The organism is Pseudomonas sp. GW704-F2, from assembly GCF_059423025.1.
Genome location: NZ_JBWKXO010000020.1, coordinates 2,443 through 28,575 on the forward strand (window position 1 = coordinate 2,443; position 26,133 = coordinate 28,575).

General features: G+C 61.9%; 26 protein-coding genes. 16 read left to right on the forward strand and 10 right to left on the reverse strand.

From position 1 onward, the window contains the following. The 5 genes from prpF to AC07W0_RS17715 all read right to left on the reverse strand — a co-directional run. Positions 1-1,154 (reverse strand): 2-methylaconitate cis-trans isomerase PrpF (gene prpF, locus AC07W0_RS17695; RefSeq protein WP_102618455.1); only part of this gene is annotated, 1,154 nt, incomplete at its 3' end. A gap of 11 nt (positions 1,155-1,165) precedes the next feature. After that, entirely contained in the window at positions 1,166-3,760 is a 2,595-nt protein-coding gene (acnD, locus tag AC07W0_RS17700) for a Fe/S-dependent 2-methylisocitrate dehydratase AcnD (RefSeq protein WP_102618456.1), read from the reverse strand. 129 nt (positions 3,761-3,889) lie between these two features. Next, entirely contained in the window at positions 3,890-5,017 is a 1,128-nt protein-coding gene (gene prpC / locus AC07W0_RS17705) for a bifunctional 2-methylcitrate synthase/citrate synthase (protein ID WP_017848473.1), read from the reverse strand. 41 nt (positions 5,018-5,058) lie between these two features. Then, positions 5,059-5,952: a methylisocitrate lyase gene (gene prpB / locus AC07W0_RS17710; protein WP_017848474.1), complete on the reverse strand. Its 894-nt coding sequence runs from the start codon at positions 5,950-5,952 to the stop codon at positions 5,059-5,061. Next, the gene (locus AC07W0_RS17715; RefSeq protein ID WP_046382415.1) at positions 5,949-6,671 is read right to left on the reverse strand and encodes a GntR family transcriptional regulator; all 723 of its coding nucleotides are present in this window, start codon (positions 6,669-6,671) and stop codon (positions 5,949-5,951) included. Before AC07W0_RS17715 ends, prpB begins: the two co-directional genes overlap by 4 nt. A gap of 272 nt (positions 6,672-6,943) precedes the next feature. Between AC07W0_RS17715 and rloA the strand changes: the two genes are divergently transcribed. The 6 genes from rloA to AC07W0_RS17745 all read left to right on the forward strand — a co-directional run bounded on the left by rloA (position 6,944) and on the right by AC07W0_RS17745 (position 12,345). Then, complete coding sequence (gene rloA / locus AC07W0_RS17720) at positions 6,944-7,492, forward strand: retropepsin-like aspartic peptidase RloA (RefSeq protein ID WP_026140213.1); 549 nt, start codon at positions 6,944-6,946, stop codon at positions 7,490-7,492. A 5-nt stretch (positions 7,493-7,497) separates the two neighbouring features. Next, positions 7,498-9,030: an osmotic stress tolerance membrane protein RloB gene (rloB, locus tag AC07W0_RS17725; protein WP_046382414.1), complete on the forward strand. Its 1,533-nt coding sequence runs from the start codon at positions 7,498-7,500 to the stop codon at positions 9,028-9,030. Continuing rightward, positions 9,030-10,016, forward strand: coding sequence for an alpha-L-glutamate ligase-like protein (locus AC07W0_RS17730; RefSeq protein WP_017848478.1), 987 nt, complete (start codon positions 9,030-9,032; stop codon positions 10,014-10,016). The genes rloB and AC07W0_RS17730 overlap by 1 nt, the downstream gene beginning before the upstream one ends. Positions 10,017-10,115: 99 nt before the next feature. Further along, complete coding sequence (pabB, locus tag AC07W0_RS17735) at positions 10,116-11,459, forward strand: aminodeoxychorismate synthase component I (protein WP_102618457.1); 1,344 nt, start codon at positions 10,116-10,118, stop codon at positions 11,457-11,459. A gap of 284 nt (positions 11,460-11,743) precedes the next feature. Beyond that, positions 11,744-11,989: a type II toxin-antitoxin system HigB family toxin gene (locus AC07W0_RS17740; RefSeq protein WP_256580751.1), complete on the forward strand. Its 246-nt coding sequence runs from the start codon at positions 11,744-11,746 to the stop codon at positions 11,987-11,989. Then, positions 11,989-12,345 carry a helix-turn-helix domain-containing protein gene (locus AC07W0_RS17745; protein ID WP_017848481.1) on the forward strand — a complete coding sequence of 119 codons (357 nt, stop codon included), beginning with the start codon at positions 11,989-11,991 and terminating at the stop codon, positions 12,343-12,345. The genes AC07W0_RS17740 and AC07W0_RS17745 overlap by 1 nt, the downstream gene beginning before the upstream one ends. A gap of 115 nt (positions 12,346-12,460) precedes the next feature. On the opposite strand, the gene thrH is transcribed toward AC07W0_RS17745, so the two are convergent. Next, complete coding sequence (gene thrH, locus AC07W0_RS17750; protein ID WP_017848482.1) at positions 12,461-13,078, reverse strand: bifunctional phosphoserine phosphatase/homoserine phosphotransferase ThrH; 618 nt, start codon at positions 13,076-13,078, stop codon at positions 12,461-12,463. Positions 13,079-13,230: 152 nt separating this feature from the next. Between thrH and AC07W0_RS17755 the strand changes: the two genes are divergently transcribed. From AC07W0_RS17755 to AC07W0_RS17765, 3 genes are all read left to right on the forward strand, one after another. Continuing rightward, the gene (locus AC07W0_RS17755; RefSeq protein WP_017848483.1) at positions 13,231-13,965 is read left to right on the forward strand and encodes a phosphoadenylyl-sulfate reductase; all 735 of its coding nucleotides are present in this window, start codon (positions 13,231-13,233) and stop codon (positions 13,963-13,965) included. 408 nt (positions 13,966-14,373) lie between these two features. Beyond that, on the forward strand, positions 14,374-15,903 hold the full coding sequence (locus tag AC07W0_RS17760) for an NCS1 family nucleobase:cation symporter-1 (RefSeq protein ID WP_046382408.1): 1,530 nt from the start codon (positions 14,374-14,376) through the stop codon (positions 15,901-15,903). 12 nt (positions 15,904-15,915) lie between these two features. Beyond that, positions 15,916-16,638: an aspartate/glutamate racemase family protein gene (locus AC07W0_RS17765; protein ID WP_017848485.1), complete on the forward strand. Its 723-nt coding sequence runs from the start codon at positions 15,916-15,918 to the stop codon at positions 16,636-16,638. Between the two features lie 15 nt (positions 16,639-16,653). Here AC07W0_RS17765 and AC07W0_RS17770 read toward each other — a convergent pair whose 3' ends face one another. After that, entirely contained in the window at positions 16,654-17,577 is a 924-nt protein-coding gene (locus AC07W0_RS17770) for a LysR family transcriptional regulator (protein ID WP_017848486.1), read from the reverse strand. A gap of 126 nt (positions 17,578-17,703) precedes the next feature. Between AC07W0_RS17770 and AC07W0_RS17775 the strand changes: the two genes are divergently transcribed. Then, on the forward strand, positions 17,704-18,450 hold the full coding sequence (locus tag AC07W0_RS17775; RefSeq protein WP_102618458.1) for a 3-oxoacyl-ACP reductase family protein: 747 nt from the start codon (positions 17,704-17,706) through the stop codon (positions 18,448-18,450). Positions 18,451-18,468: 18 nt separating this feature from the next. Here AC07W0_RS17775 and AC07W0_RS17780 read toward each other — a convergent pair whose 3' ends face one another. Next, positions 18,469-19,158, reverse strand: a complete 690-nt coding sequence (locus AC07W0_RS17780; protein ID WP_017848488.1) for an HAD-IA family hydrolase — start codon at positions 19,156-19,158, stop codon at positions 18,469-18,471. Between the two features lie 90 nt (positions 19,159-19,248). After that, positions 19,249-20,217, reverse strand: coding sequence for an NAD-dependent epimerase/dehydratase family protein (locus AC07W0_RS17785; RefSeq protein ID WP_017848489.1), 969 nt, complete (start codon positions 20,215-20,217; stop codon positions 19,249-19,251). Positions 20,218-20,310: 93 nt separating this feature from the next. Here AC07W0_RS17785 and AC07W0_RS17790 point away from each other — a divergent pair, with 93 nt between their 5' ends. From AC07W0_RS17790 to AC07W0_RS17815, 6 genes are all read left to right on the forward strand, one after another. After that, a complete protein-coding gene (locus AC07W0_RS17790) occupies positions 20,311-21,195 on the forward strand; it encodes a LysR family transcriptional regulator (RefSeq protein WP_102618459.1) in 885 nt (294 codons plus the stop codon). A gap of 54 nt (positions 21,196-21,249) precedes the next feature. Then, a complete protein-coding gene (locus tag AC07W0_RS17795) occupies positions 21,250-21,828 on the forward strand; it encodes a DUF4337 domain-containing protein (protein WP_017848491.1) in 579 nt (192 codons plus the stop codon). A gap of 77 nt (positions 21,829-21,905) precedes the next feature. Continuing rightward, positions 21,906-22,565: a M24 family metallopeptidase gene (locus tag AC07W0_RS17800; RefSeq protein WP_102618460.1), complete on the forward strand. Its 660-nt coding sequence runs from the start codon at positions 21,906-21,908 to the stop codon at positions 22,563-22,565. An 18-nt stretch (positions 22,566-22,583) separates the two neighbouring features. Continuing rightward, positions 22,584-22,937 (forward strand): gamma-glutamylcyclotransferase family protein, encoded by a 354-nt coding sequence (locus AC07W0_RS17805; protein WP_017848493.1) that lies wholly within the window; start codon positions 22,584-22,586, stop codon positions 22,935-22,937. A 94-nt stretch (positions 22,938-23,031) separates the two neighbouring features. Then, positions 23,032-23,367, forward strand: coding sequence for a hypothetical protein (locus AC07W0_RS17810; protein WP_046382401.1), 336 nt, complete (start codon positions 23,032-23,034; stop codon positions 23,365-23,367). A gap of 77 nt (positions 23,368-23,444) precedes the next feature. Next, positions 23,445-24,485, forward strand: a complete 1,041-nt coding sequence (locus tag AC07W0_RS17815) for a DMT family transporter (RefSeq protein ID WP_046489348.1) — start codon at positions 23,445-23,447, stop codon at positions 24,483-24,485. On the opposite strand, the gene AC07W0_RS17820 is transcribed toward AC07W0_RS17815, so the two are convergent. After that, positions 24,482-26,074, reverse strand: coding sequence for a sensor domain-containing diguanylate cyclase (locus AC07W0_RS17820; protein WP_102618461.1), 1,593 nt, complete (start codon positions 26,072-26,074; stop codon positions 24,482-24,484). The genes AC07W0_RS17815 and AC07W0_RS17820 overlap by 4 nt on opposite strands. Positions 26,075-26,133 lie beyond the last annotated feature (59 nt).

A 26,133-nucleotide genomic window follows, 5' to 3' on the forward strand; every position in this document is an offset into this window, starting at 1 on the left:
ATCAACACCCGCGCGCTACGGCTCATGATGGCCTTCTTCACCACCCATTCGCCGTTGACCTGGGTGGCTTCAGCGCCGACCCGCAAGGTGCCGGACGGATGCCCGAAGCGCACCGCGTTGCGTTCTACGCCGCCCGCCGCGAGGTTGACCAAGGTCCCGGAAATCGCCGCAGCCGTGCCGATCGCCACCGCTGCGGTGCCCATCATCGCGTGGTGCAACTTGCCCATGGACAAGGCACGCACCAGCAGGTCGATATCGCCGGCCTTGATCGCCTTGCCGCTGGAAGCCACGTAGTCCGCAGGCGGTGCCACGAAGGCCACCTTTGGCGTGTGCTGACGCTGGGCGGCCTCGTCCAGATGCTTGATCAGGCCCATGCGCAACGCGCCATAGGCCCGCACCGTCTCGAACATCGCCAGGGCTTTCGGGTCGCCGTTGATTGCGCCTTGCAGCTCGGTACCGGTATAGCCCAGGTCTTGCGCGTTGATGAAGATTGTCGGGATACCCGCGTTGATCAGCGTGGCCTTGAAGGTGCCGACACCCGGCACCTCCAGGTCATCGATCAGGTTGCCGGTGGGGAACATCGAACCACCGCCGCCCTCTTCTTCAGCGGCCGGGTCCAGGAACTCCAACTGCACTTCGGCGGCCGGGAAGGTCACGCCGTCCAGTTCGAAGTCGCCGGTTTCCTGCACCGCGCCGTCGGTGATCGGTACGTGGGCGATGATGGTCTTGCCGATATTGGCCTGCCAGATCCGTACCACGGCCACGCCGTTGCGGGGCACGCGGGCCGGGTCGACCAGGCCCGCGCTGATGGCGAAGGAACCCACCGCCGCCGACAGGTTGCCGCAGTTGCCGCTCCAGTCGACGAACGGTTTGTCGATGGCGACCTGGCCGAACAGGTAGTCCACGTCATGCTCGGCGCGGCTGCTCTTGGCCAGGATCACGGTTTTGCTGGTGCTCGACGTGGCGCCGCCCATGCCGTCGATCTGCTTGTCATAGGGATCGGGGCTGCCGATCACCCGCAACAGCAGGGCATCGCGTGCGGCCCCCGGGACCTGCGCCGACTCGGGCAGGTCCTGGACGCTGAAAAACACACCCTTGCTGGTGCCGCCACGCATGTAGGTGGCGGGGATCTTGATTTGCGGTACGTGTGACATGGTTATCCTCTTCAGGCGGTCGCCGCCGATTCCAGGAAGTCCTGGGCAAAACGTTGCAACACGCCGCCCGCCTCGTAGATCGACACTTCTTCGGCGGTGTCCAGGCGGCAGGTCACCGGCACTTCGACACGTTCGCCATTCTTGCGGTTGATCACCAGGGTCAACTGCGCGCGCGGGGTGCGTTCGCCGACCACGTCATAGGTTTCGCTGCCGTCGATCTTCAACGTATGACGGTCGGTGCCCGGCAGGAACTCCAGCGGCAACACGCCCATGCCCACCAGGTTGGTGCGGTGAATGCGTTCGAAACCTTCGGCGGCAATCGCTTCCACACCCGCCAGGCGCACGCCCTTGGCTGCCCAGTCGCGGGACGAACCCTGACCGTAGTCAGCGCCAGCGATGATGATCAGCGGCTGCTTGCGCTCCATGTAGGTTTCGATGGCTTCCCACATGCGCGTGACCTTGCCTTCCGGCTCGATGCGCGCCAGGGAACCCTGCTTGACCTTGCCGTTTTCGACGACCATTTCGTTGAACAGTTTCGGGTTGGCGAAGGTGGCGCGTTGCGCGGTCAGGTGGTCGCCCCGGTGGGTCGCGTAAGAGTTGAAGTCGACTTCCGGCAGGCCCATTTTCACCAGGTATTCGCCGGCGGCGCTGTCGAGCATGATCGCGTTGGACGGCGACAGGTGGTCGGTGGTGATGTTGTCCGGCAGCACTGCCAGCGGGCGCATACCCTTAAGCGGCCGCGCACCGGCCAGCGCGCCTTCCCAGTACGGCGGACGGCGGATATAGGTGCTTTGCGGGCGCCACTCATACAGCGGCGCGACTTTCGGGCCGGTGTCTTCGTGGATCGCGAACATCGGGATATACACTTTGCGGAACTGCTCCGGCTTGACCGACGCCTTGACCACCGCGTCGATTTCTTCGTCGCTCGGCCAGATGTCTTTCAGGCGGATTTCCTTGCCGTTGGCGTCGAGGCCCAGCACGTCCTTCTCGATGTCGAAACGGATGGTACCGGCAATCGCATAGGCCACCACCAGCGGCGGCGAAGCCAGGAACGCTTGCTTGGCATACGGGTGGATACGCCCGTCGAAGTTGCGGTTACCCGACAACACGGCGGTGGCGTACAAGTCGCGGTCAATGATCTCTTGCTGGATCACCGGGTCGAGCGCACCGGACATACCGTTGCAGGTGGTGCAGGCGAAGGCCACCACACCGAAACCGAGTTTTTCCAGTTCGTGCCCAAGGCCGGCTTCTTCGAGGTACATGGCCACGGTTTTCGAACCGGGCGCCAGGGACGACTTGACCCACGGCTTGCGGCTCAGCCCCAGCTTGTTGGCGTTGCGCGCCAGGAGGCCGGCGGCGATCACGTTGCGCGGGTTGCTGGTGTTGGTGCAGCTGGTGATCGCGGCAATGATGACCGCACCGTCGGGCATTTGCCCCGGTACTTCTTCCCACTGGCCGGAGATGCCTTTGGCGGCGAGGTCGCTGGTGGCGACACGGGCGTGCGGGTTGCTCGGGCCGGCCATGTTGCGCACGACGCTGGACAGGTCGAAGGTCAGGCCGCGCTCGTATTTCGCGCCCTTGAGGTCGTCGGCCCACAGGCCGGTCTGGCGTGCGTATTGCTCGACCAGAGCGACTTGTGCGTCTTCACGGCCAGTGAGTTTCAGGTAGGCAATGGTCTGCGGGTCGATGTAGAACATCGCCGCGGTGGCGCCGTATTCCGGGGCCATGTTGGAGATGGTCGCGCGGTCGCCCAGGGTCAGTGCCGATGCACCTTCGCCGAAGAACTCGAGCCATGCGCCCACCACTTTCTGTTGACGCAGGAACTCGGTCAGCGCCAGCACCATGTCGGTGGCGGTGATGCCGGGTTGCAGCTTGCCCGTCAGCTCCACGCCGACGCTTTCCGGCAGGCGCATCCACGAGGCGCGGCCGAGCATCACGCTCTCCGCTTCGAGGCCGCCGACGCCGATGGCGATCACGCCGAGGGCATCCACGTGCGGGGTGTGGCTGTCGGTGCCGACGCAGGTGTCGGGGAACGCCACGCCGTCACGCACCTGGATCACCGGAGACATTTTCTCCAGGTTGATCTGGTGCATGATGCCGTTGCCCGGCGGGATCACGTCGACGTTCTTGAAGGCTTTTTTGGTCCACTCGATAAAGTGGAAGCGGTCTTCGTTGCGGCGGTCTTCGATGGCGCGGTTTTTCTCGAACGCGTCCGGGTCGAAACCACCGGCTTCGACGGCCAGGGAGTGGTCGACGATCAGTTGGGTCGGCACCACCGGGTTGACCTGGGCCGGGTCGCCGCCTTGCAGGGCGATGGCATCGCGCAGGCCGGCGAGGTCGACCAGGGCGGTCTGGCCGAGGATGTCATGGCACACCACCCGCGCCGGGAACCAAGGGAAGTCGAGGTCGCGCTTGCGCTCGATCAGTTGGCTCAGGGAAGCGTTGAGGGTGGCCGGGTCGCAACGACGCACCAGGTTTTCCGCGAGTACGCGGGAGGTGTAAGGCAAGGTGGCGTAGGCGCCGGGGGTGATTGCATCGACAGCCGCGCGGGCGTCGAAGTAATCGAGGCGGCTGCCGGGGAGCGATTTGCGAAATTCAGTGTTCATCGTCAGGACTCGGTCACGGTGATTACAAAAGGAACCCACTGATCCAGATTTGAAATGTGATTCAAATGTGGGAGGGGGCAAGCCCCCTCCCACCTTTTGACCTCATTTCAATCCTGGAATCGTCGGCCTTCAGCGACGTTCGATTGGCACGAACTTGCGCTGTTCGACGCCGATGTACTCAGCGCTTGGACGGATGATGCGGTTGTTGGCGCGCTGTTCGAACACATGCGCGGCCCAGCCGGTGAGGCGCGAGCACACGAAGATCGGGGTGAACAGCTTGGTCGGGATGCCCATGAAGTGGTACGCCGAGGCATGGTAGAAGTCGGCGTTGGGGAACAACTTCTTCTGCTCCCACATGACCTTGTCGATGGCTTCGGAGACCGGGAACAACACTTTGTCGTCCACTTCTTCGGCGAGCAGTTTCGACCAGCCCTTGATGACCTCATTGCGCGGGTCGCTGTCTTTGTAGATCGCGTGACCGAAGCCCATGATCTTGTCCTTGCGCGCCAGCATGGCGAGGGTGCCGTCGACGGCGTCCTCGGCCGACAAGAAGCGCTCGATCATTTCCATCGCCGCTTCGTTGGCGCCGCCGTGCAGCGGGCCGCGCAGCGAACCGATGGCGGCGGTGATGCACGAATACAAGTCAGACAGGGTCGACGCACAGACACGCGCGGTAAAGGTCGACGCGTTGAATTCGTGCTCGGCGTACAGGATCAGCGACACGTTCATCACTTTGACGTGCAACTCGCTCGGCGTCTTGCCGTGCAGCAGGTGCAGGAAGTGACCGCCGATGGAAGGTTCGTCGGTCACGCAGTCGATGCGTTTGCCGTCATGGCTGAAGCGGTACCAGTAGCACATGATCGCCGGGAAGGCCGCGAGCAGACGGTCGGTGACATCGCGCTGAACGCTGAAGTCCTGCTCCGGCTCGAGATTGCCGAGGAACGAGCAACCGGTACGCATCACGTCCATCGGGTGGGCGTCGGCCGGGATGCGCTCGAGCACTTCCTTGAGCGCCTGGGGCAGGTCACGCAGCTTGCTCAGCTTGGCGCTGTAGGCAGCCAGTTCGGTCTTGGTCGGCAATTCGCCGTACAGCAGCAGGTAGGCGACTTCTTCGAACTGCGCATCAGCGGCCAGTTCGCGCACGTCGTAGCCGCGATAGGTCAGGCCGGCACCGGCCTGGCCCACGGTGGACAGTGCGGTCTGCCCGGCCACCTGGCCACGCAGGCCAGCGCCGCTCAGTACTTTTGCTTCAGCCATGGTTACTCTCCAATTTTGTAGTTATCCGGGAGGCGCGTTCGTTACTTCTTGGCGGCGAACAGCGCGTCGAGCTTCTGCTCGAAGGTGTGGTAGTCGATGCGATCGTAAAGCTCCATGCGGGTTTGCATGGTGTCGATCACGTTCTGTTGGGTGCCGTCGCGACGGATCGCGGTGTAGACGTTTTCGGCGGCCTTGTTCATGGCGCGGAAGGCCGAGAGCGGGTACAGCACGATGGAAACATCGGCAGATTTCAGTTGATCGACGGTGTACAACGGGGTTGCACCGAACTCGGTAATGTTAGCCAGGATCGGCGCCTTTACCTTTGACGCGAACAGCTTGTACATGTCCAGCTCGGTGATGGCTTCCGGGAACACCATGTCGGCGCCGGCCTCGATGCAGGCGGCGGCGCGGTCCAGGGCGGATTCCAGGCCTTCGACGGCCAGCGCATCGGTACGCGCCATGATCACGAAGCTGTCATCGGTGCGCGCATCCACGGCGGCCTTGATGCGGTCGACCATTTCCTGCTGGGACACGATTTCTTTGTTCGGGCGATGACCGCAGCGCTTGGCGCCGACCTGGTCTTCGATATGGATGGCAGCGGCGCCGAACTTGATCATCGACTTGACGGTGCGTGCCACGTTGAACGCCGAGGAGCCGAAACCGGTGTCCACGTCCACCAGCAGCGGCAGGTCGCACACGTCGGTGATGCGGCGCACGTCGGTCAGCACGTCATCAAGGCCGGTGATGCCCAGGTCCGGCACGCCGAGGGAGCCCGCGGCCACCCCGCCACCCGACAGGTAGATCGCCTTGAAACCGGCGCGCTTGGCCAGCAGTGCGTGGTTGGCATTGATCGTGCCGACCACCTGCAATGGGTGTTCGCTGGCGACCGCGTCACGGAAACGCTGGCCTGGAGTGCGGTTGTTATTGGAACTCATGACTCACCTCGCTGAGTGGCTGTCTGGGGAGCACCGCCTGGGAAGTGGCGGGCGATATTGCGTTTGGAGGCGCCGATGTGACGACGCATCAACAACTCGGCCAGTTCACCGTCGCGATCGGCGATCGCGTCAAGAATACGGTGATGCTCGGCAAAGGCCTGGCGTGGACGATTGGGGGTTGCGGAGAACTGGATGCGGTACATACGCACCAACTGGTACAGCTCGCCGCAGAGCATTTGGGTCAAGGTGCGGTTGCCCGCGCCCTGGATGATCCGGTAATGAAAGTCGAAGTCGCCTTCCTGCTGGTAATAGCCGACACCCGCCTGGAACGCCGCATCCCGTTCGTGGGTGTGCAGCACCTGGCGCAGTTCTTCGATCTCCGCATCGGTCATGCGCTCGGCGGCCAGGCGGCACGCCATGCCTTCGAGGGATTCGCGGATTTCATAGAGTTCGATCAATTCCGCGTGGCTCAACGACACCACGCGAGCGCCCACATGGGGCACGCGCACCAGCAGGCGCTGGCCTTCGAGACGGTGGATCGCCTCACGCAACGGGCCGCGGCTGATGCCGTAGGTGCGCGCCAGTTCCGGCTCGGAGATCTTGCTGCCGGGGGCGATCTCGCCTTTGACGATAGCGGCCTGTATACGCCTAAAGACATTCTCCGACATTGTCTGGGATTCTTCCGGGGAGACCACCGGAGCTTCCGATTGATCCAGCATATTGTCGACACCTTTAAAAGCAATGCCGCAAAAACTAGCCAATAAGCCCTACTTAGTCAAAGAATAAATCAACATTGTCGACAATCGTCTAATAACCGCCGTTGTAAGCAACAAGGACATGGCCGCCTGCCAGCGCTGGCGCCAAAAAAGCATCATGTTAGAATAGATGCCGCTTTTGCCTGACATCTCTTGATGAAACGGCGCACGAGGGAGCTTGCGCAGCAATGCCAGTCGCCTTGAATTGAACATCGCACTGCACCGCCTCAGGATTTATGAGACTCAAGCCCTTCCCCCGATTGTTTTGCCTACTGTTCATACCAGGACTTATGCCGGGGCTATGCGCTGCCGCCGAGAAGACCGTGTATGGCCTCAACGAATACGCCAAGCTGGCGGATATCGACCTGGAAGTGGCGGCCAAACTCGACACCGGCGCCAAGACCGCCTCGTTGAGCGCCCGCGATATCAAACGCTTCAAGCGCAACGGCGAATCCTGGGTACGCTTCTACCTGGCCATCGACACCGCCCATTCCCACCCCATCGAACGCCCACTGGCCCGCGTCAGCAAGATCAAGCGCCGCGCCGGTGACTACGACCCCGATGAGGACAAGAACTACACCGCCCGTCCGGTGATTGCCCTGGATATCTGCATGGGTAGCGCTTTACGCAGCATCGAAGTGAACTTGACTGACCGCAGCGCTTTCCAATACCCGCTGCTGATCGGCTCCGAAGCGCTGAAACGCTTTGATGCGCTGGTCGACCCCAGTCTTAAATACGCAGCGGGCAAACCTGCCTGCGCCGCCGACGCTCATACCGCCGAGTAAACCGAATGCGCTCTCTGACCCTGCACCTGAAAATCCTCATCACCCTCCTGGTGGTGCTGGGTATTTCGGTCACCGCCTACCAGATCTTCGTGCTGGGCATTCCCGTCACCGAGGACGCCACCGACGACTTGTGGAACATCGACGCCAAGGTCGAGTTCGTCGCCAACCCGAAAGACCCGGTGAAGATCCAGATGTTCGTGCCGCCCCTGAGCCGCGACTTCGTCAGCCTCAATGAGAGTTTCATCTCGAATAACTACGGGGTCAGCGTCAACCGCATCGATGGCAACCGCAAGGTCACCTGGTCGGCGCGCCGGGCCAAGGGCAAGCAGACCCTGTATTACCGCCTGGTGCTGACCAAGCGTTACAGCGGTGAAAAGGTCAAGATCAAGGGCCCGACCTTCCGCGACAGCATCGCCGTGGAAGGCCCGGAAAAAATCGCCGCCGAAGCCCTGCTCGCGCCGATCCGCCAGCACTCGGCCGATGTGGAAACCTTTATTACCGAAGCAATCAAGCGCACCAACAACCTCAACGACGACAACGTCAAGCTGCTGCTGGCGGGCGACCCGTCGACGCCGCACAAGGCCAAGATCGTCGAACTGCTGCTGTCCATCGCCCACGTGCCGGTGGAAAAGGTCCACACCATCCGCCTCGTCGCCGACCAGCCGCAAACCCCGGAACTGTGGCTGCGCAGCTTCAATGGCAATGACTGGCTGTACTTCAACCCGGAAACCGGCGAACCAGGCCTGCCCGCCGACCGCCTGTTGTGGTGGACCGGCGATGAAAACCTGATCACCGTCGATGGCGGCAAGAAAGCCATGGTCACCTTCAGCCTGAACAACAGCGAAATGAACGCGATCCGCCTGGCCAAGCTGACCGACGAAAACACCGACGCCAACTTCCTCGAATACTCGCTGTACGGCCTGCCGCTGCAAACCCAGCAGACCTTCATGATCATGGTGATGATCCCGATCGGCGTGCTGGTGATCCTGATCCTGCGCAACCTGATCGGCCTGCAGACCCTGGGCACGTTTACCCCGGTGCTGATCGCCCTGGCGTTCCGCGAGACTCAGCTGGGCTTCGGGATTGTGCTGTTTACGATCATCACCGCGCTGGGCTTGTCGCTGCGCTCGTACCTGGAACACCTGAAGTTGCAGATGCTGCCGAGGCTGTCGGTGGTGCTGACCTTCGTGGTGGTGCTGATCGCGGCCATCAGCCTGTTCAGCCATAAACTGGGGCTGGAGCGCGGGCTGTCGGTGGCGCTGTTCCCGATGGTGATTCTGACCATGACCATCGAACGCCTGTCGATCACCTGGGAAGAACGCGGCGCCAGCCATGCGCTGAAAGTGGCGATCGGCACGCTGTTCGCGGCGTCCCTGGCGCACCTGATCATGAGCGTGCCGGAGCTGGTCTACTTTGTGTTCACCTTCCCGGCGATCCTGCTGATCCTGGTGGGCTTCATGCTGGCCATGGGGCGTTATCGCGGCTACCGCCTGACCGAGCTGGTGCGCTTCAAGGCCTTCCTCAAGGCTGACTCGTAATGTTCGGCTTCTGGAAGACCTGGAAGGCCCTGGAAGCGCGGGGCATCATGGGCATCAACCGGCGTAATGCGGACTACGTGCTCAAGTACAACAAGCGCAGCCTGTACCCGATCGTGGATGACAAGATCATCACCAAGGAACGCGCGCTGGCGGCCGGCATCCATGTGCCGGAAATGTACGGGGTGATTTCCACCGAGAAGGAAATCGACAAGCTCGACGAGATCATCCAAGGGCGCAGCGACTTCGTGATCAAACCGGCCCAGGGCGCTGGCGGTGACGGCATCCTCGTCATCGCCGACCGCTTTGAGGAGCGTTATCGCACGGTCTCCGGCAAGATCATCAGCCATGAGGAAATCGAGCATCAGATTTCCAGCATCCTCACCGGCCTGTACTCCCTGGGCGGCCACCGCGACCGCGCGCTGATCGAGTACCGCGTGGTGCCCGACCAGATTTTCAAGAGCATCAGCTACGAAGGCGTGCCGGATATCCGCATCATCGTGCTGATGGGCTACCCGGTGATGGCCATGCTGCGCTTGCCGACCCGCCAGTCCGGCGGCAAGGCCAACCTGCACCAGGGCGCGATCGGCGTGGGCGTCGACCTGGCCACCGGCCTGACCCTGCGCGGCACCTGGCTGAACAACATCATCACCAAACACCCCGACACCACCAACGCGGTGGATGGCGTGCAACTGCCCAACTGGGACGGTTTCATGAAGCTCGCCGCCGGCTGCTATGAGCTGTGCGGGCTGGGCTACATCGGCGTGGACATGGTGCTGGACCAGGAAAAAGGCCCACTGATCCTCGAACTGAATGCGCGGCCGGGGCTGAATATCCAGATCGCCAACGACTGCGGCCTGACCCTGCGCACCCACGCGGTCGAGGCACGACTGGAAACCCTGAAAGCTGCTGGCGTGACGGAAACGCCGGAAGAACGGGTGAAGTTCGTGCAGGCCATGTTCGGGCACATCCCCGCCGTCGAAGGCTGAGCCGGCCTTCGATCTGTCTATCCCCGACATCCCCCCTAGGACCAAATCCTACGGGGGTCTACAATCCCCTCCCCCACGCCATCAGCTGATCCACCCCGCATGTCGACCTGTTCCGTACACCCACTGCCCTACCGGGCCAACCCCGCCGAGTATTTTGCGGCGATTCGCCATGCCCCTGGCGCGGTGCTATTGGACAGCGGCCGCCCGACCGCCGAGCGGGGCCGTTATGACCTGCTCAGCGCCTGGCCCGAAGCGACGTTGGCGGTGCGGCCTGACGAGAGCGGCAGCGAGTTCCTGCAACGCCTGCGGGAAAACCTTACACAGTTGGGTGAGGCGGCATTGCCGGCCGGCTACGAGTTGCCGTTCGCCGGCGGCCTGATCGGTTACCTGAGCTACGATTTCGGCCGGCACCTGGAACAGTTGCCGCACCGCGCGGTGGACGATCTGCACCTGCCGGACGCACGTTTTGGGCTGTACGCCTGGGCCCTGGTCAGCGATCACCAGGCGCAGACCAGCCAGTTGGTGTTTCACCCGACACTGGCCGATGGCGAGCGGCAGCGACTGATCAAGCTGTTCAGCCAGCCAGCCGCCGAGATAGCCGCCAACTTCAAGCTCCACGGCCCCATGGCCCCCGACATCAGCGCCCAGACCTACGCGCAGGCCATCGCCCGCATCCACGACTATATCCGCGCGGGCGACTGCTACCAGGTCAACTTCACCCAGCGCTTTCGCGCAGCGTGCAGCGGCGATCCGTGGGCGGCCTACTGCGCCTTGCGCGAAGCCTGCCCGACGCCATTTTCCGGGTTCCAGAGCCTGCCGGATGACGGCGCGGTACTGAGCCTGTCGCCGGAACGTTTCGTCAGGATCAGCCAGCGCCAGGTCGAAACCCGCCCGATCAAAGGCACCCGCCCGCGCGGCCTGACGCCTGAAGAAGACGCCGCCAACGCCGCCGAACTGCTGGCCAGCCCCAAGGATCGTGCCGAGAACCTGATGATCGTCGATCTGTTGCGCAACGACCTCGGGCGCACCTGCCGCACCGGCTCGGTGAAAGTGCCGGAGTTGTTCAGCCTGGAAAGCTACCCCAACGTGCATCACTTGGTCAGCAGCGTCACCGGCGAATTGGCCGACGACAAGGACGCCCTGGATCTGATCGCCGGCAGCTTCCCTGGCGGCTCCATCACCGGCGCACCAAAGATCCGCGCAATGCAGATCATCGACGAACTGGAGCCAACCCGCCGCGGGCTGTACTGCGGCTCGCTGGTGTACCTGGACGTGCGTGGCGAGATGGACAGCTCCATCGCCATCCGCAGCCTGCTGGTCAAGGACGGCCAGGTGTGCTGCTGGGGCGGCGGCGGGATCGTCGCCGATTCGCAATGGCAGGCGGAATATCAGGAGTCGCTGACCAAGGTGCGGGTATTGTTACAAACCCTGGAAAGCCTGTAACGCAGCGCCCTTCCTGGCGTTGGGAGGCAACGCCCGGCCGCGGAAAAAACCTGAATCAGAACCGCTGTGGACGGCCTGTGAATCGGAGGATAGCGTCCGGTTTCGACCGTCCACCCGCCATCTGTGAAGGATCACATGAAGCGATTGCTTACTCGTCAGAAAATATTTCCAAGATTGCATCTGCACTTGCCAGAGCCTAACATCTCCCAAATTGGGAGGTTAGGATCATGCGGATAATCGCGTTCTCGACCTGACGTCTCTTCTGGGAGAGCCACCCAGCTTACATCGACGCCAAAACACCGCTGGTCGAGTTGTATCGCCATATGGAGAAGGCTGCATACCCAACGCCGCAAGCGCTCAAGGCGGAGCTCGGAACCGCGAGCATCCTCAAAGGCAGCAGGGTTGTATTCAACGTGGGCGGCAACCGGTATCGAGTGATCATGGCGATCAATTATCAGCGTCAGCTTGGGTTCATACGTTTCGTGGGAACCCACGCACAGTACGATCAGATCAACGCGGAGACCGTGTGATGAACATCAAACCCATACATTCCCAAGAAGACCTCACCGCCGCGCTCGCACGCGTCGAACAGATATGGGAAGCGCCAATCGGCTCGCCTGAGGGCGATGAGCTGGAAATTCTTGCGGTCCTCATTGAAAAGTACGAGGCCGAACATTATCCGATGCCGCCGTCGGACCCGGTGGAAGCCATCCGCTTTCGCATGGAGCAACTCGGCATGACGGCGCGCGACCTGGAGGCCTTCATCGGCACCAGCGGCCGGGTGTCCGAAGTGCTCAACCGCAAGCGCAAGCTGAGCCTGTCGATGATCAAGCGCCTGCATGAAGGCTTGAGCATCCCGTATGAGCGGTTGCTGGCAGGGGCTTAAGATCTCAGGCGGCTGTAGGCCCGCGCCCACATTCGACCGCGCTTCCAGAGGATAAACGCGGTCGAATGTGGGAGCGGGCTTGCTCGCGATGGGGCCGCCAACTGCGCGGAACGACTTACAGGCTCAACGGCCGGTTCGAAGCCTTGATGAACTCGTTCTTCAGCTCTTCAAACGTATGCACCGCCGGGAACTGCGGGAACTCGCGGATCACATTCTCCGGCGCATGGAACAGAATCCCGCGGTCGGCCTCGCCCAGCATGCTGGTGTCGTTGTACGAATCGCCGGCAGCGATCACGCGGTAGTACAGGCTCTTGAACGACAGCACCGACTGGCGCTTGGGGTCTTTCTGGCGCAGTTGGTAGCTGACCACGCGGTCGGTTTCGTCAGTGATCAGGCGGTGGCACAACAGGGTCGGGAACCCCAACTGGCGCATCAGCGGCTGGGAGAATTCGTAGAAGGTGTCCGACAGGATCACCACCTGGAAGCGCTCGCGCAGCCAGTTGACGAACTCGATGGCACCGTCCAGCGGCTTGAGGGTAGCGATCACTTCCTGGATATCGGCGAGCTTGAGCCCGTGTTCGTCGAGGATGCGCAGGCGTTGCTTCATCAGCACGTCGTAGTCGGGAATGTCCCGGGTGGTCGCCCGCAGGGATTCAATACCGGTTTTTTCGGCGAAGGCGATCCAGATTTCCGGAACCAATACCCCTTCCAGGTCGAGACAGGCAATTTCCACGAGACACTCCTATTTGTATTGTTCAAGTCGAGCGAGCAAAAAGACTGCCGAACTCTAGCGATTCAAGGCGGCGGCCGCAACGCAGGGCGGATTTTGATACCATCACTCTCCTATAGAGCGCTCAGCGCCACTGACCTGTAGGAACCGTCCTGATGAACCAAGCCTTCGATGTCGTTGAACTCGCCACGACCTATGCCAACAAATCTGCCCAGGACATTCTCAAGCTGGCGTTCAGCCAGTTCGGCGATGACCTGTGGATTTCCTTCAGCGGTGCCGAGGATGTGGTGCTGGTGGACATGGCCTGGAAGCTGAACAAGAACGTCAAGGTGTTCAGCCTCGACACCGGCCGCCTGCACCCGGAGACCTACCGTTTCATCGAACAGGTGCGCGAGTTCTACAAGATCGACATCGAGCTGATCTCGCCGGACCAGAGCAAACTGGAACCCTTCGTCAAAGAGAAAGGCTTGTTCAGCTTCTACAAAGACGGCCATGGCGAATGCTGCGGTGTGCGCAAGATCGAGCCGCTGCGCCGCAAGCTCTCCGGCGTGCGCGCCTGGGCTACCGGCCAGCGCCGCGATCAGAGCCCCGGCACCCGCAGCCAAGTGGCGGCGCTGGAAATCGACACGGCCTTCTCCACCCCGGAGCGCACCCTGTACAAGTTCAACCCACTGGCGCAGATGACCAGCGAAGAGATCTGGAGTTACATCCGCATGCTGGAGCTGCCGTACAACAGCCTGCACGAGCGCGGTTTTATCAGCATCGGCTGCGAGCCCTGCACCCGCCCGGTGTTGCCAAACCAGCACGAGCGCGAAGGCCGCTGGTGGTGGGAAGAAGCCACGCAGAAGGAATGCGGGCTGCATGCCGGGAATCTCATCAGCAAGGCCTAAGCGCTGACGCAGTCAACCATGTGGGAGGGGGAGCAAGCCCCCTCCCACATTTGTTTCGCACTGAACAAGAATATGTACACACAAATGTAACCATCGGTGCCATTTATGTGTGCAATCCACCGACCTGCGCACCAAAACGTAACATCTCCTCTCTGCCGCTGTTTATCCTCTAAACAGAGGTTCTGCCCCGTCAAAAATAAATACCTGTTCAAACGGTCAATTTATATCGCTTTGAATTCAGTCAGTTATTTATAGAACCTATAAAAACGAAATTAACCAAGGTTTTCATAGATCGAAAACTGGCACGTATGTGGCTTAAGGTGAAGTACGCTTTGTATACAATAAATACAAAACATACATACACTTTCCCGCTGCGGCTTTGCTGCAGCAGTGCTGGAGCCTGCCGGAATGCGTACACGCCTCTCGAACACCCTCGCACTGGATCTGCCCTCCTCCGCCCTCAACCCCGAGGCCGCGAGCCCCGGCCCGCTGGTACTCAGCCCGCGCCTGCACAACCGGGACCTGGCGCCGACCAAGGTCGAAGGCCGACGCTGGGGGCGCTACAGCATCTTTGCGTTATGGACCAACGACGTACACAACATCGCCAATTACTCGTTCGCCATTGGCTTATATGCGCTGGGCCTGGGTGGCTGGCAGATTCTGTTATCCCTGGGGATCGGCGCGGCGCTGGTGTACTTCTTCATGAACTTGTCGGGTTATATGGGGCAGAAGACCGGGGTGCCGTTTCCGGTGATCAGCCGCATCAGCTTCGGCATTCACGGCGCACAGATTCCGGCCTTGATCCGTGCGGTTATTGCGATTGCCTGGTTTGGTATCCAGACCTACCTGGCCTCGGTGGTGTTCCGAGTATTGCTGACGGCGATTCATCCGGGGTTTGCCGACTATGACCACAACTCGATCCTGGGCCTGTCGAGCCTGGGCTGGGCGTGCTTTGTGACGATCTGGTTCGTGCAACTGGTGATCCTGGCCTACGGCATGGAGACCGTGCGTCGCTACGAAGGCTTCGCCGGGCCGGTGATTTTGCTGACCGTCGCTTCGCTGGCCGGTTGGATGTACTTCCAGGCCGACGGCCACATCGCCTGGTCGATCCGCGAGCCGCTCACCGGTGGCGAGATGTGGCGCAATATCTTTGCCGGCGGCGCGCTGTGGCTGGCGATCTACGGTACGTTGATCCTCAACTTCTGCGACTTCGCGCGCTCTTCACCGTGCCGCAGGACCATCCAGGTCGGCAACTTCTGGGGCCTGCCGGTGAACATCCTAGTGTTCGCCGCCATCACCGTGCTGCTCTGCGGCGGGCAGTTCCAGCTCAATGGCCGGGTGATCGAAAGCCCGACCGAGATCATCGCGGCGATCCCCAATACGTTCTTCCTGGTACTCGGCTGCCTGGCGTTCCTGATCGTCACCGTGGCGGTGAACATCATGGCCAACTTCGTCGCCCCGGCCTTTGTGCTGAGCAACCTGGCGCCCAAGTACCTGAACTTCCGCCGCGCCGGGTTGATCAGCGCGGCCGTGGCGGTGCTGATCCTGCCGTGGAACCTCTACAACAGCCCGCTGGTGATCGTGTATTTCCTTTCCGGCCTGGGCGCGCTGCTCGGGCCATTGTACGGGGTGATCATGGTCGATTACTGGCTGATCCGTAAAAGCCAGGTCGACGTGCCGCAACTGTACAGCGAAGACCCGAATGGCGTTTATTACTACAGCCGTGGCGTGAATATGCGCGCGGTGGCGGCATTTATTCCTGCGGCGGTGATCGCCATCCTGCTGGCGCTGTTGCCGGGGTTTGCCAGTGTCTCGCCGTTTTCCTGGTTGTTTGGCGCCGGTATTGCAGGGCTGTTGTACCGGCTGATCGCCAAGCGCCAAGCGTTCTACGCTGATGTCAGCGGTGAAAGCATTGCAGTCGATAACGTCAGTCATTAAAAAGGACATTCCATGCGTATCCTCGTGGTCAACGTCAACACCACCGAATCCATCACCCAGACCATCGCCGAGCAAGCGCGGTCCGTGGCCTCGCCGGGCACCGAGATTGTCGGGCTCACGCCGTACTTCGGCGCCGAATCGGTGGAAGGCAATTTTGAGAGCTACCTGGCGGCCATCGCGGTGATGGACCGCGTGATGGCCTACGACCAGCCGTTCGATGCGGTGATCCAGGCCGGGTATGGCGAACATGGGCGCGAAGGCCTACAGGAATTGTTGAATGTGCCGGTAGTGGACATCACCGAAGCGGCAGCCACCACCGCGATGTTCCTCGGCCACGCCTACTCGGTGGTGACCACCCTGGACCGCACGGTGCCGCTGATCGAGGACCGCCTGAAACTCGCCGGCCTGTATCAACGCTGCGCCTCGGTGCGGGCCAGCGGCATGGCGGTGCTGGAGCTGGAAGAACACCCGCTGGCGGCCATGGAGGCCATCGTGCGGCAGGCGGAACTGGCGATCCGCGAGGACAAGGCCGAGGTGATCTGCCTGGGATGCGGCGGCATGGCCGGGCTGGACGAACGCATTCGCCAGCGCACCGGGGTGCCGGTGGTGGACGGGGTAACGGCGGCGGTGACGATTGCCGAAGGGTTGGTGCGATTGGGGTTGTCGACGTCGAAGGTCAGGACCTACGCCACCCCGCGGCCGAAGACTGTCATCGGCTGGCCGCGCAGCCGATAGAACAGGTCGCGGCGATCAAATCGCGCTGAAGCGCTGCGCCAGTCCCGCGATTAAAAACTGCTCGAGGATGAAGTCGACAAACGCCCGGGTCTTGCCGGGCAGCAGTTTGTGTTCGGCGTAGTAGAGGGAGATGTTGCCGTCGTCGACGTACCAGTCGGGCAGCACCCGCACCACCGCGCCACTGTCGAGGAACGGCACTGCCATCGGCATGCTCACCAGCGCAATGCCCATCCCCTGGGCGCTCGCGCAACAGGCGGCCTCCGAGTCGCTCAGGGTCATGCGCGGCTTGAGCGCCAACGGACGCTGTTCGCGCTCGCGGCTGGTCAGTTGCCAGGAGCGCACGCGGCCGGTTTGCGGGGAGCGGATCAGGATGCCCAGGCAACGCGCCAAATCCTCGGGCGCCAGTACCGGCGGGCGTTGCGCCAGGTAATCCGCTGACGCCACCAACACCCGGTGCGCGGGCGTCAGCTTGCGTGCCACCACGCCCTGGGGCAGCTCAAAACCACCGCCGATGGCCGCATCGAAGCCCTGGCCGATCAGGTCGACCTGGCGGTTGTCAAAATGCCAATCCGGGCTGATATCCGGAAAACGCCGGACGAATTCCCCCAGCAACGGCATGACATAACGATTACCGAACACCGTGCCCATACTGACCTTGAGCGTCCCCACCGGCCGCCCCTCGGCGCTGGCCAGGTTGGCCACGGCGTTCTGAATGGTGATCAGGCTGTCGCTGACTTCGGCGAGGAACCGTTTGCCGGCTTCGGTCAGGGTCAGGCGCCGGGTGCTGCGCTGGAACAGCCGCACCCCCAGCCGCGCTTCCAGCTTGGCGACACTTTTGCCCACCGCCGCCGGGGTCAGGCTCAAGCGCCGGGCCGCTTCGGCAAAGCTGCCGCCTTCGGCGCTGCGCACAAAGCATTCGATACTGCCGAAGCTCTCCATATCCGCCCACTCTAAACTTTTGGTTTACACAGACTATAGCAATCCGGGTCTACCGACAGCGGCGGGTGAGGTCGATACTCGGCTGCATCCACAAGGCATCCCGCCTTGAACAGTGAGGAGATCAACATGACTACCCAGAACCTCAGCGGCAAAGTTGCCTTGATTCAAGGCGGCTCACGCGGCATCGGCGCCGCCATCGTCAAGCGTCTTGCAGCACAAGGTGCGGCCGTCGCCTTTACCTACGTCAGTTCCGCCGCCAAGGCCGCAGAACTGCAGAACAGCGTGATCAGCGCCGGCGGCAAAGCCCTGGCGATTCAGGCCGACAGCGCCGATGCCACGGCGATTCGCAACGCCGTCAACGCCACGGTCCAAGCCTTTGGGCGCCTGGATATCCTGGTGAACAACGCCGGCGTGCTGGCCATCGCGCCGCTGGAAGACTTCAAACTGGAGGACTTCGACCAGACCCTGGCAATCAACGTGCGCAGCGTATTCATCGCCACTCAGGAAGCGGCCAAGCACATGGGCGAAGGCGGCCGCGTGGTCAACATCGGCAGTACCAACGCCGAACGCATGCCCTTTGGCGGCGGCGGGCCGTATGCGATGAGCAAGGCGGCGCTGGTCGGCCTGACCAAGGGCCTGGCGCGGGACCTGGGGCCACGTGGCATCACCGTTAACAACGTGCAGCCAGGGCCGGTGGACACCGACATGAACCCGGCGAACAGTGAGTTCGCCGAGAGCCTGATCGGGTTGATGGCGGTGGGCCGTTATGGCCATGTCGAGGAGATCGCCAGCTTTGTGGCCTACCTGGCCGGGCCGGAAGCGGGTTACATCACCGGGGCCAGCCTGACCATCGACGGTGGCTTCAGCGCATAACCGCCTGTAGGCGCCGGGTCAGGACATGGGCGGCAGGCCGTAGGCGGCGAGGTCGAAGTCCGCGAGTTTGCGGATGATCTGGTCGGCGTGGTGGTACTTGCTGTCGGCCATGGCTTCGTCGGGCACGGCGATGGCGGTCATCCGGGCCGCCTTTGCTGCGGTGACGCCGAACGGTGAGTCTTCAAACACCAGGCAATCTTGCGGCGCGATGCCCAGGCGCCGCGCGGCGGTGAGGAAGATGTCCGGCGCGGGTTTGGCGGCACCGACTTCCGGGTCGTCAGCCGTGACGATGGTGCCGAACAGGCCAAACCATTCGCGGTGCAGCGTGGTCTTGTGGCCAAAGGAGTTGCGCGACGAACTGGTGCCCACCGCAATCGGAATATTGTGCGCGTTCAGGTGCCGTACCAACGCTTCGGCGCCGGGCATGCCCAACGCCCTGGGGAAACGCTCGCTCATCAGCGGCTCACGGATTTCGAGGAACTCAGCCGCCGTGATCGGCAGGTCCAGCGCCTTGACCACGTAGTCGGCCAGGTCCTGGGCCCCGCGCCCGATGATGTGCTGTTTGATCCCCCAGTCATAGGTACGCCCGAAGCGTTCGGCGATGATCTGCGTCACTTCGGTGTAGATGCCTTCGGTATCCAGCAACAAGCCGTCCATATCGAAAATCACGGCCTTGATCGGACCGACTGCGCTACGCGGTGCATTCATCGTGACGAAACCCTGGAGGTAGGACTAAAAGGATTCAGCACAATAACGGCCCCGCTTGTCGGCAGGCAACCTTTTAGGCTGTGCGCCTGATCAGGCCGGCGTGGGCAGGCAGCCCAGGCTGGTCAATGCGGCCTCCACCGCGTGCTCCAACGGCGTATGGGGTTCGTGGCCCAGGGCCGCAAGCAAGCGTTGGTTATCCATACGCAACGGGGTTTGCCACAGATAACGCATCTCCTGTATCTCGCGAAAGGTCACGACAAACGGCGCAGCCAACTTCAACAGCCACCAGGGAAATACGCCTACACGCGGTTGCAGGCCCGTCCTGCGTAACACTACGCGCTGGATCGCCTGGCTCATCTGCGTGCCATCACTGTCCACGTGCCCGGCCATATGAAAGCAGGCAAAAGCGTCGAGGGCGGCGCGGCGCTCAATCAACTCGAGCATGGTGCGCGCCACATCCGGCAGGTAAGCCCATTGGTGGGCGACGCCTGGCGCACCTGGGGCGCTGACCGCGCGCACCGGTTTACCGGGTTTGACCAGGCCTTGGGAGAACCAGTTGTTGGCCGCTCCGGCGCCGAAAAAATCCCCGGCACGCACGATCACTACACGAGCGCCCTCGCGGGAAGACTGAAGCAAGCGCTGCTCCAGTTGCACACGTATCGCGCCCTTGCGGGTCAGCGGGTGCTGGGGTGAGTCTTCGGAAAGCACCGGGAACGCATCCGGCCCGAAGTTGTAGAGCGTGCCGGGCAACACGATGGTCGCGCGCTCGGCGATGGCGGCTGCAATGGTGTTGTCGATCATCGGCAGCACCTGCTCGGCCCAATTGCGATAGCCCGGCGGGTTCACCCCATGGATGATCACCGCGCAGCCACGGGCGGCAGCGATGACGTCCTGGCGATTGAGCGCATCGCCTTTGAGCCAGGTATAGGCGGCATTCTGGCTACGGGCCTTGGCGACATCCCGGGTCAACGCACACACCTGCCAGCCCGCCACGCTCAACTGTCGCGCCACTTCGCCGCCGATACCGCCGGTTGCACCCAATACCAGTACCTTGCTCATCACCCGCTCCCACGTTGGTTGGAGTGGCCATTCTGTTCGTAGCCTGGCTATAGAGGAATTGCCGAAGACCATCCAGACGCTATACATTTACGCATGGCATTGAACATTGGCTGGGAGCTTTACCGATCGTTTCTTGGGGTACTCAAGGAAGGATCGCTGTCGGGGGCCGCACGGCAGCTCGGCATCACACAGCCCACCGTCGGTCGGCACATTGCCGCGCTGGAAACGGCCCTGGGCGTGGTGCTGTTCACTCGCTCCCCCACCGGCCTGCTGCCGACGGCAGTGGCTCACACCATGAGGGCCCACGCCGAGACCATGGAGCGCATGGCCGCCGCCCTGGAACGCAGCGCCTCCTCCCAGGGCGACGAAGTGCGCGGCGTGGTGCGTGTCTCCGCCAGTGAAGTGGTCGGCGTGGAAGTACTGCCGCCGATCATCACGCGGTTGCGCCAACAGCATCCTCAGCTCAAGGTCGAACTGGTCCTGACCAACCGTCTGAGCGACCTGCTGCAATTGGAAGCCGACATCGCCGTGCGGATGGTCCGCCCCAGCCAGGAGCAATTGCTGGCACAGCGCATCGGCCTGATCGAAGTCGGCCTGCATGCCCGCGACGATTACCTGCACCAGCACGGTACGCCGCAAGAGTTGAAAGACCTGACCAACCACGCGGTGATCGGCTACGACCGGGAAAACGCGTTTATCCGCAGCCTGGCCGTCAAAGGCTTCGAGCGCGGCACCTTCGCCCTCAGCAGCGACAGCGACCTGGCGCAACTGGCGCTGATCCGTGCCGGCGCCGGCATCGGCGGATGCCAGGTCAAGCTGGCCCAACAAGACACGCGCCTGCGCCGGGTGCTGCCGGAGGCATTCGCGCTCAAACTCGACACCTGGGTCACCATGCACGAAGACCTGCGCAACAGCCCGCGCTGCCGGGCGACGTTCGATGCGCTGGTGGCGGGTTTGCAACGTTACATACAGGATTGAGACAGCTTCGCTGAGGAACAATGAAAATTCCTCAATCCCTTCACAGCCGCCGCCATGACCGAAGCCTTCGAAGTCCCCAGCCCCCACGAAAAACACATCGAACACACCACCGAACATGCCCACGCGCGCGGCGACAATTTCGCCAGCCGCATTGCCGTGATGACCGCGCTGATGGCCACCCTTGGCGCCATGCTCAGCTACCAGGCCGGCTCCACCGAAAGCGAAGCGGCGATGGACAAGAACAACGCTGCCATTTTCAAGACCGAAGCCGCCAACCAGTGGAACTACTACCAGGCCAAATCCAGCCGGCAAAACCTGGCGGAACTGGCTACCCATATTCCCGGTGTGGACGCCGCGCATTACAAGGATGAGAGCGAGCGCTACAAGGGCCAGAAGGAAGACGTGCGCAAACAGGCCGAAAAGCTGGAGGCAACCTCACGGGAATGGGATCAGAAATCCGAAGAAGCCCTGCACCAGCATCACCGCTGGGCCCAGGCAATGACGGCGATTCAGATCGCGATTTCGTTGGCGGCGATCACGTTGTTGACGCGCAAGGAATGGTTGAAGCGCCTGTCGTATACGGCAGGCGGTGTGGCCTTGGTGCTGGGTGGCCTGGCGGGGTTGCATTTCTGATAATTTCGCTTGGGCGCCCAACACCTGTCGCTATATAGTAAACTGCATAACGCTAGCCACCGCACAAGGAGATACCGGTGTCCGCACAACCCAAAGAAGCCGTGGGCGCCGCCTACAGCATCGAATCCATGCGCTATGCCCAGGCCATGACCTGGCAGGCCATCGAACAACTGGCCCAACGCATCCGCCCCGGCATGCTCGAATCCGAAGCGCGCGAGTTGGGCAAACACGTCCTCGCCGACCTCGACATGCAGCGCATCTGGCACCCGCTGCTGGTGCGCTTCGGCGCCAATACCCTCAAGACCTTCAAGCAACGCTCCGACGGCGACCCGGTACTGGGTGAAAACGACATTTTCTTCATCGACATGGGCGCCGTCTGGCAAGGTCACGAAGGCGACGCGGGGGCTACCTTCAGCACCGGCACCGACCCGGACATGATCGCCTGCGCCAACGCGGCCAAAGCGCTGTTCGACCGCGTGCAAGCGCGCTGGAAAAACGACCAGGTCATCGGCCTCGAACTCTACCGCTACGCCGAGGCACAAGCCCAGGCCATGGGCTGGCAGTTGAACATCGACATCAAGGGCCACCGCGTCAGCGACTTTCCCCACGCGATCCATCGTGGCGGCGACCTCGGCGACTTCGAGCACTATCCGAATGCAGGGTTGTGGATTCTGGAGATTCAGATCGCTCACCCGAGCAAGCCGTATGGCGCATTCTATGAAGACCTCCTCGCTTAATCGTTCAAAGGAACCAGAATGGAACGCTACACCGAATTTCCCGTGCTGTTGTTTTCCTACGGCACCCTCCAGGACAAAGCCGTCCAACTCGCCAACTTTGGCCGAGAGCTGACAGGCCAGCACGACGCCATGTTGGGCTACTCGAAAAACTGGGTAGAAATTACTGACCCGCAAGTGCTGGCCACCAGTGGCAAGACCCACCACCCGATCGTCGCGCCGAGCACCGAACAAGGCGCCAGCGTTGAAGGCATGGTGTTTCAGATTAGCGAGCAGGAGTTGGCGGCGGCGGATGCGTATGAAGTGTCCGACTACAAGCGAGTCAGCGTGGCGCTGGCATCGGGCCTCACCGCTTGGGTGTATGTGCAAGCCTGAACGATGGGCGATTGATTTCAATATGTTACAGGAGCGTTTAGAGTATCGCCCCCCCGAGAATTGAATCTCGGGATTCAGTCCATGGAGTTACTCAGTGAAGTACGTCAGTAAAGTGGTTGCAGCAGCTGTTCTCGGTTTCACCCTCGCCGGCTGCACCGGCACCGCCATCAAATCCCCGCAATACGACAGCAGCCAATACACCGTGCTGGGTCACAGTGAAGCCAGCGCCACCGGCATCATGCTGTTCGGTGTTATCCCGATCGGCCAGAACAGCCGTTTCGTCCGCGCCCAGACGGCTGCCATCCAGGCAAAAGGTGGCGACGCGCTGATCAATACCGAAGTCCAGGAAAAATGGTTCTGGGCTTGGGTGCTGAGCGGTTACACCACCAAGATCTCCGGTGATGTGGTCAAGCTGAAAACTGCACACTAAGCCGGACGTTGCTCTATTTGCGCGGGATTTGACCTGAGCAAGCGACGTATCATGGGCCAACCTTTCGAGGATGGCCCATGAACCTCAGTATCCTTTACGCACTCGCCGCCGCCGCGCTGTTCGGCGCCAGCACCCCGCTCGCCAAAAGCCTCGGCCTGGGTCTCTCGCCCGTGCTGCTCGCAGGCCTGCTTTACCTCGGCAGCGGTGCCGGACTCGCCATCGTGCGCCTGATCCGCGATCGCGGCTGGACCCCCACCGGCTTGACCCCCTCCGAATGGCCCTGGCTGCTCGGCGCCATTGCGTTCGGCGGCATCCTCGGGCCCGTGGCCTTGATGTTCGGCCTGACCCGCACCTCGGGCGCCACCGCATCGCTGATGCTCAACCTTGAATCGGTATTGACCGCGTTGATCGCCTGGCTCGTGTTCAGGGAAAACGCAGACCGTCGCATCGTCCTCGGGATGATTGCGATTGTGCTGGGTGGCGTGGCGTTGTCATGGCCCCAAGGCGGCGCCGACAGTCACGATTGGACCGGGCCGCTCGCCGTGGCGGTGGCCTGCCTGTGCTGGGGCATCGATAACAACCTGACACGTAAAGTGTCGGCCTCGGACGCATTGTTTATCGCCGGCGCCAAAGGCTTGATCGCGGGCGTGGTCAACTGCAGCCTGGCGCTGTATCTCGGCGCGCAGATCCCCGGCCTGGCGCAGCTCGCGCCGATCTTGCTGGTCGGGTTTCTCGGCTATGGCATCAGCCTGGTGCTGTTTGTGCTGGCCTTACGCGGGCTGGGCAGTGCGCGTACCGGCGCTTATTTCTCTACCGCGCCGTTCCTCGGCGCCGCGCTGGCCTTGCTGGTACTGGGCGAGTCGGTGAACGGCGCGTTCTGGATTGCAGCAGCGCTGATGGCCGCCGGGGTGTGGCTGCACCTGACCGAGCGCCACGCCCATGCACATCAGCATGAGGCGACGGAACACGGGCATCGGCATGTCCACGATGAGCACCATCAACATGAACACCCGTTCGAGTGGGACCCGGCGATGCCGCACAGTCACGTGCATACCCATAGCCCGATCAAGCATAGCCATCCACATTTTCCGGATATTCATCATCGGCATCGGCATTAAAGGCTTGACCCGATAGCCACAGCCTCCCATCGAGCCTGCTCCGCTACCACCCGATTACGACCGCTTTGCTTGGCCTGATACAAAAGCTGATCAGCCCTCTCCAGCACAGTGGATATCGAATCGCCACCGGGATGCCATAGCGCGACGCCCAGCGAAACGGTGATGTGCCCGACCGTTTCGATGTTGGCGGCATCGATCGAGGCACGCAGTCGCTCGGCGACATCCGTTGCAACCTGAAGCGAACTATTGGGTAACAACAACACGAACTCCTCGCCACCGACCCGACAAGGCAGGTCGTTGGACCGTGAATTCTGCTGCATGAGCCTCGCAATGGCGCGCAGCGTTTCATCGCCCACGCCATGGCCAAATGTATCGTTCACGCGCTTGAAGTGATCGATGTCCATGGACACGACCGCGAACGCCTTGTAGGCATCCTGCCAGCGCAACAGAACGTCCTGCATCGCCCGGCGATTGGCCAGCCCGGTCAACGCGTCGGTTTGCGCTTGCTGGTTGAGTTTGCCGATCTTTTCCTGCAGCAGGGTGGCGCCGAGCAGCAGCGCTCTGCGAATCTGCCAGCTTTCGAAATAGCGCGTCGGGATTGCACTGATACGTTCGTAGCTGTCCGGTGAATCCAGCCGTTTGGCGCAATCGGCAAGCCTGGACAACGGCACCGAAATTCGTGCGCCCAGCCACCAGATCAACACGATTCCGAACAGCGCCAGCGGCGCGATGCCCTGCGCCACCTTGGCCATGGTGTGTCGCAGGATGGCTTGGATGTTATCGAGCGGCTGCTGCGAGATCACCCCCCAACCGCTGATGGGCACCCTGGCGAAACCGGCGAGCATTTGCACGCCATCGGCATCTATCGCCTGCAATGTTCCCCCGTCGTGACTGAGCGCCGCGTCGTCGATCAACCCCTTTCCAGCGACTGTCCCGATGTGCTCGGGATCGGAGTGATAGAGCACCCGGCGGGCGCTGTCGACAAGATAGACATGCGCCCCGTCCTTGCGCACATTGGTGTCCATCAGCGCCTGGAGCGTATTCCTCTGTTCAAGTCGGACACTGCCCCCGATCAGCCCCAGGTACTCTCCTTTCGCGTCGAATATGGGGTGGCTGACAAAGACCACCAGATTGCCAGCCATGGACTTGAACGCGTTGCTGATTATCGGCACGCGAAGGCTGAGAGGCTCGCGGTGTTGCAGCGTGCGCCCATCGAGGTGGAGGTTTTCGGGAGCCGAGGCAATGATTGTCCCCGCCGCATCGGCGATCAACACGGAGTTGAAACTGGCGTCTTGCCCAAACAGTCGCTGGACTTCCTCCGTCAAATTCTGCTTATCGCCAAACGCTTTGCCAATGACGAACGAGCTGTATTTCAATTTATCGAGGTCGGAATTGAGTACCTGCTCCACACTCCGAGCGATCCGAGAGGCGTAGGCCTTGTTCACTTCCAGCGCATTCTCGATCAACTCCTGCTTCTGAATCGTGAACGTCACCCAAAAACTGTTGGCCAGGGTTGCGATTGCCGAAAGCATTACAAAGATAAGAATCAGAATACGAAGGTTGAGTTTCGGCTTCGGTCGGGTGGTCATATTACGCAGTCCGGATGGGCGGAAGAATTGCAAACGATTCGATGCAGGATGAATCGTCC

Excerpts from the sequence above, each read along its gene's own strand:
- AC07W0_RS17795 (WP_017848491.1), top strand. The coding sequence starts at position 21,250 with ATGACCGAAGCCTTCGAAGTCCCCAGCCCCCACGAAAAACACATCGAA.
- AC07W0_RS17715 (WP_046382415.1), bottom strand. The coding sequence starts at position 6,671 with ATGCTGGATCAATCGGAAGCTCCGGTGGTCTCCCCGGAAGAATCCCAG.
- AC07W0_RS17805 (WP_017848493.1), top strand. The coding sequence starts at position 22,584 with ATGGAACGCTACACCGAATTTCCCGTGCTGTTGTTTTCCTACGGCACC.
- AC07W0_RS17730 (WP_017848478.1), top strand. The coding sequence starts at position 9,030 with ATGTTCGGCTTCTGGAAGACCTGGAAGGCCCTGGAAGCGCGGGGCATC.
- AC07W0_RS17790 (WP_102618459.1), top strand. The coding sequence starts at position 20,311 with ATGGCATTGAACATTGGCTGGGAGCTTTACCGATCGTTTCTTGGGGTA.
- AC07W0_RS17765 (WP_017848485.1), top strand. The coding sequence starts at position 15,916 with ATGCGTATCCTCGTGGTCAACGTCAACACCACCGAATCCATCACCCAG.
- AC07W0_RS17780 (WP_017848488.1), bottom strand. The coding sequence starts at position 19,158 with ATGAATGCACCGCGTAGCGCAGTCGGTCCGATCAAGGCCGTGATTTTC.
- AC07W0_RS17770 (WP_017848486.1), bottom strand. The coding sequence starts at position 17,577 with ATGGAGAGCTTCGGCAGTATCGAATGCTTTGTGCGCAGCGCCGAAGGC.
- AC07W0_RS17775 (WP_102618458.1), top strand. The coding sequence starts at position 17,704 with ATGACTACCCAGAACCTCAGCGGCAAAGTTGCCTTGATTCAAGGCGGC.
- acnD (WP_102618456.1), bottom strand. The coding sequence starts at position 3,760 with ATGAACACTGAATTTCGCAAATCGCTCCCCGGCAGCCGCCTCGATTAC.
- AC07W0_RS17760 (WP_046382408.1), top strand. The coding sequence starts at position 14,374 with ATGCGTACACGCCTCTCGAACACCCTCGCACTGGATCTGCCCTCCTCC.
- AC07W0_RS17815 (WP_046489348.1), top strand. The coding sequence starts at position 23,445 with ATGAACCTCAGTATCCTTTACGCACTCGCCGCCGCCGCGCTGTTCGGC.
- rloA (WP_026140213.1), top strand. The coding sequence starts at position 6,944 with ATGAGACTCAAGCCCTTCCCCCGATTGTTTTGCCTACTGTTCATACCA.
- AC07W0_RS17820 (WP_102618461.1), bottom strand. The coding sequence starts at position 26,074 with ATGACCACCCGACCGAAGCCGAAACTCAACCTTCGTATTCTGATTCTT.
- prpB (WP_017848474.1), bottom strand. The coding sequence starts at position 5,952 with ATGAGTTCCAATAACAACCGCACTCCAGGCCAGCGTTTCCGTGACGCG.
- AC07W0_RS17785 (WP_017848489.1), bottom strand. The coding sequence starts at position 20,217 with ATGAGCAAGGTACTGGTATTGGGTGCAACCGGCGGTATCGGCGGCGAA.
- pabB (WP_102618457.1), top strand. The coding sequence starts at position 10,116 with ATGTCGACCTGTTCCGTACACCCACTGCCCTACCGGGCCAACCCCGCC.
- prpC (WP_017848473.1), bottom strand. The coding sequence starts at position 5,017 with ATGGCTGAAGCAAAAGTACTGAGCGGCGCTGGCCTGCGTGGCCAGGTG.
- AC07W0_RS17745 (WP_017848481.1), top strand. The coding sequence starts at position 11,989 with ATGAACATCAAACCCATACATTCCCAAGAAGACCTCACCGCCGCGCTC.
- rloB (WP_046382414.1), top strand. The coding sequence starts at position 7,498 with ATGCGCTCTCTGACCCTGCACCTGAAAATCCTCATCACCCTCCTGGTG.
- AC07W0_RS17755 (WP_017848483.1), top strand. The coding sequence starts at position 13,231 with ATGAACCAAGCCTTCGATGTCGTTGAACTCGCCACGACCTATGCCAAC.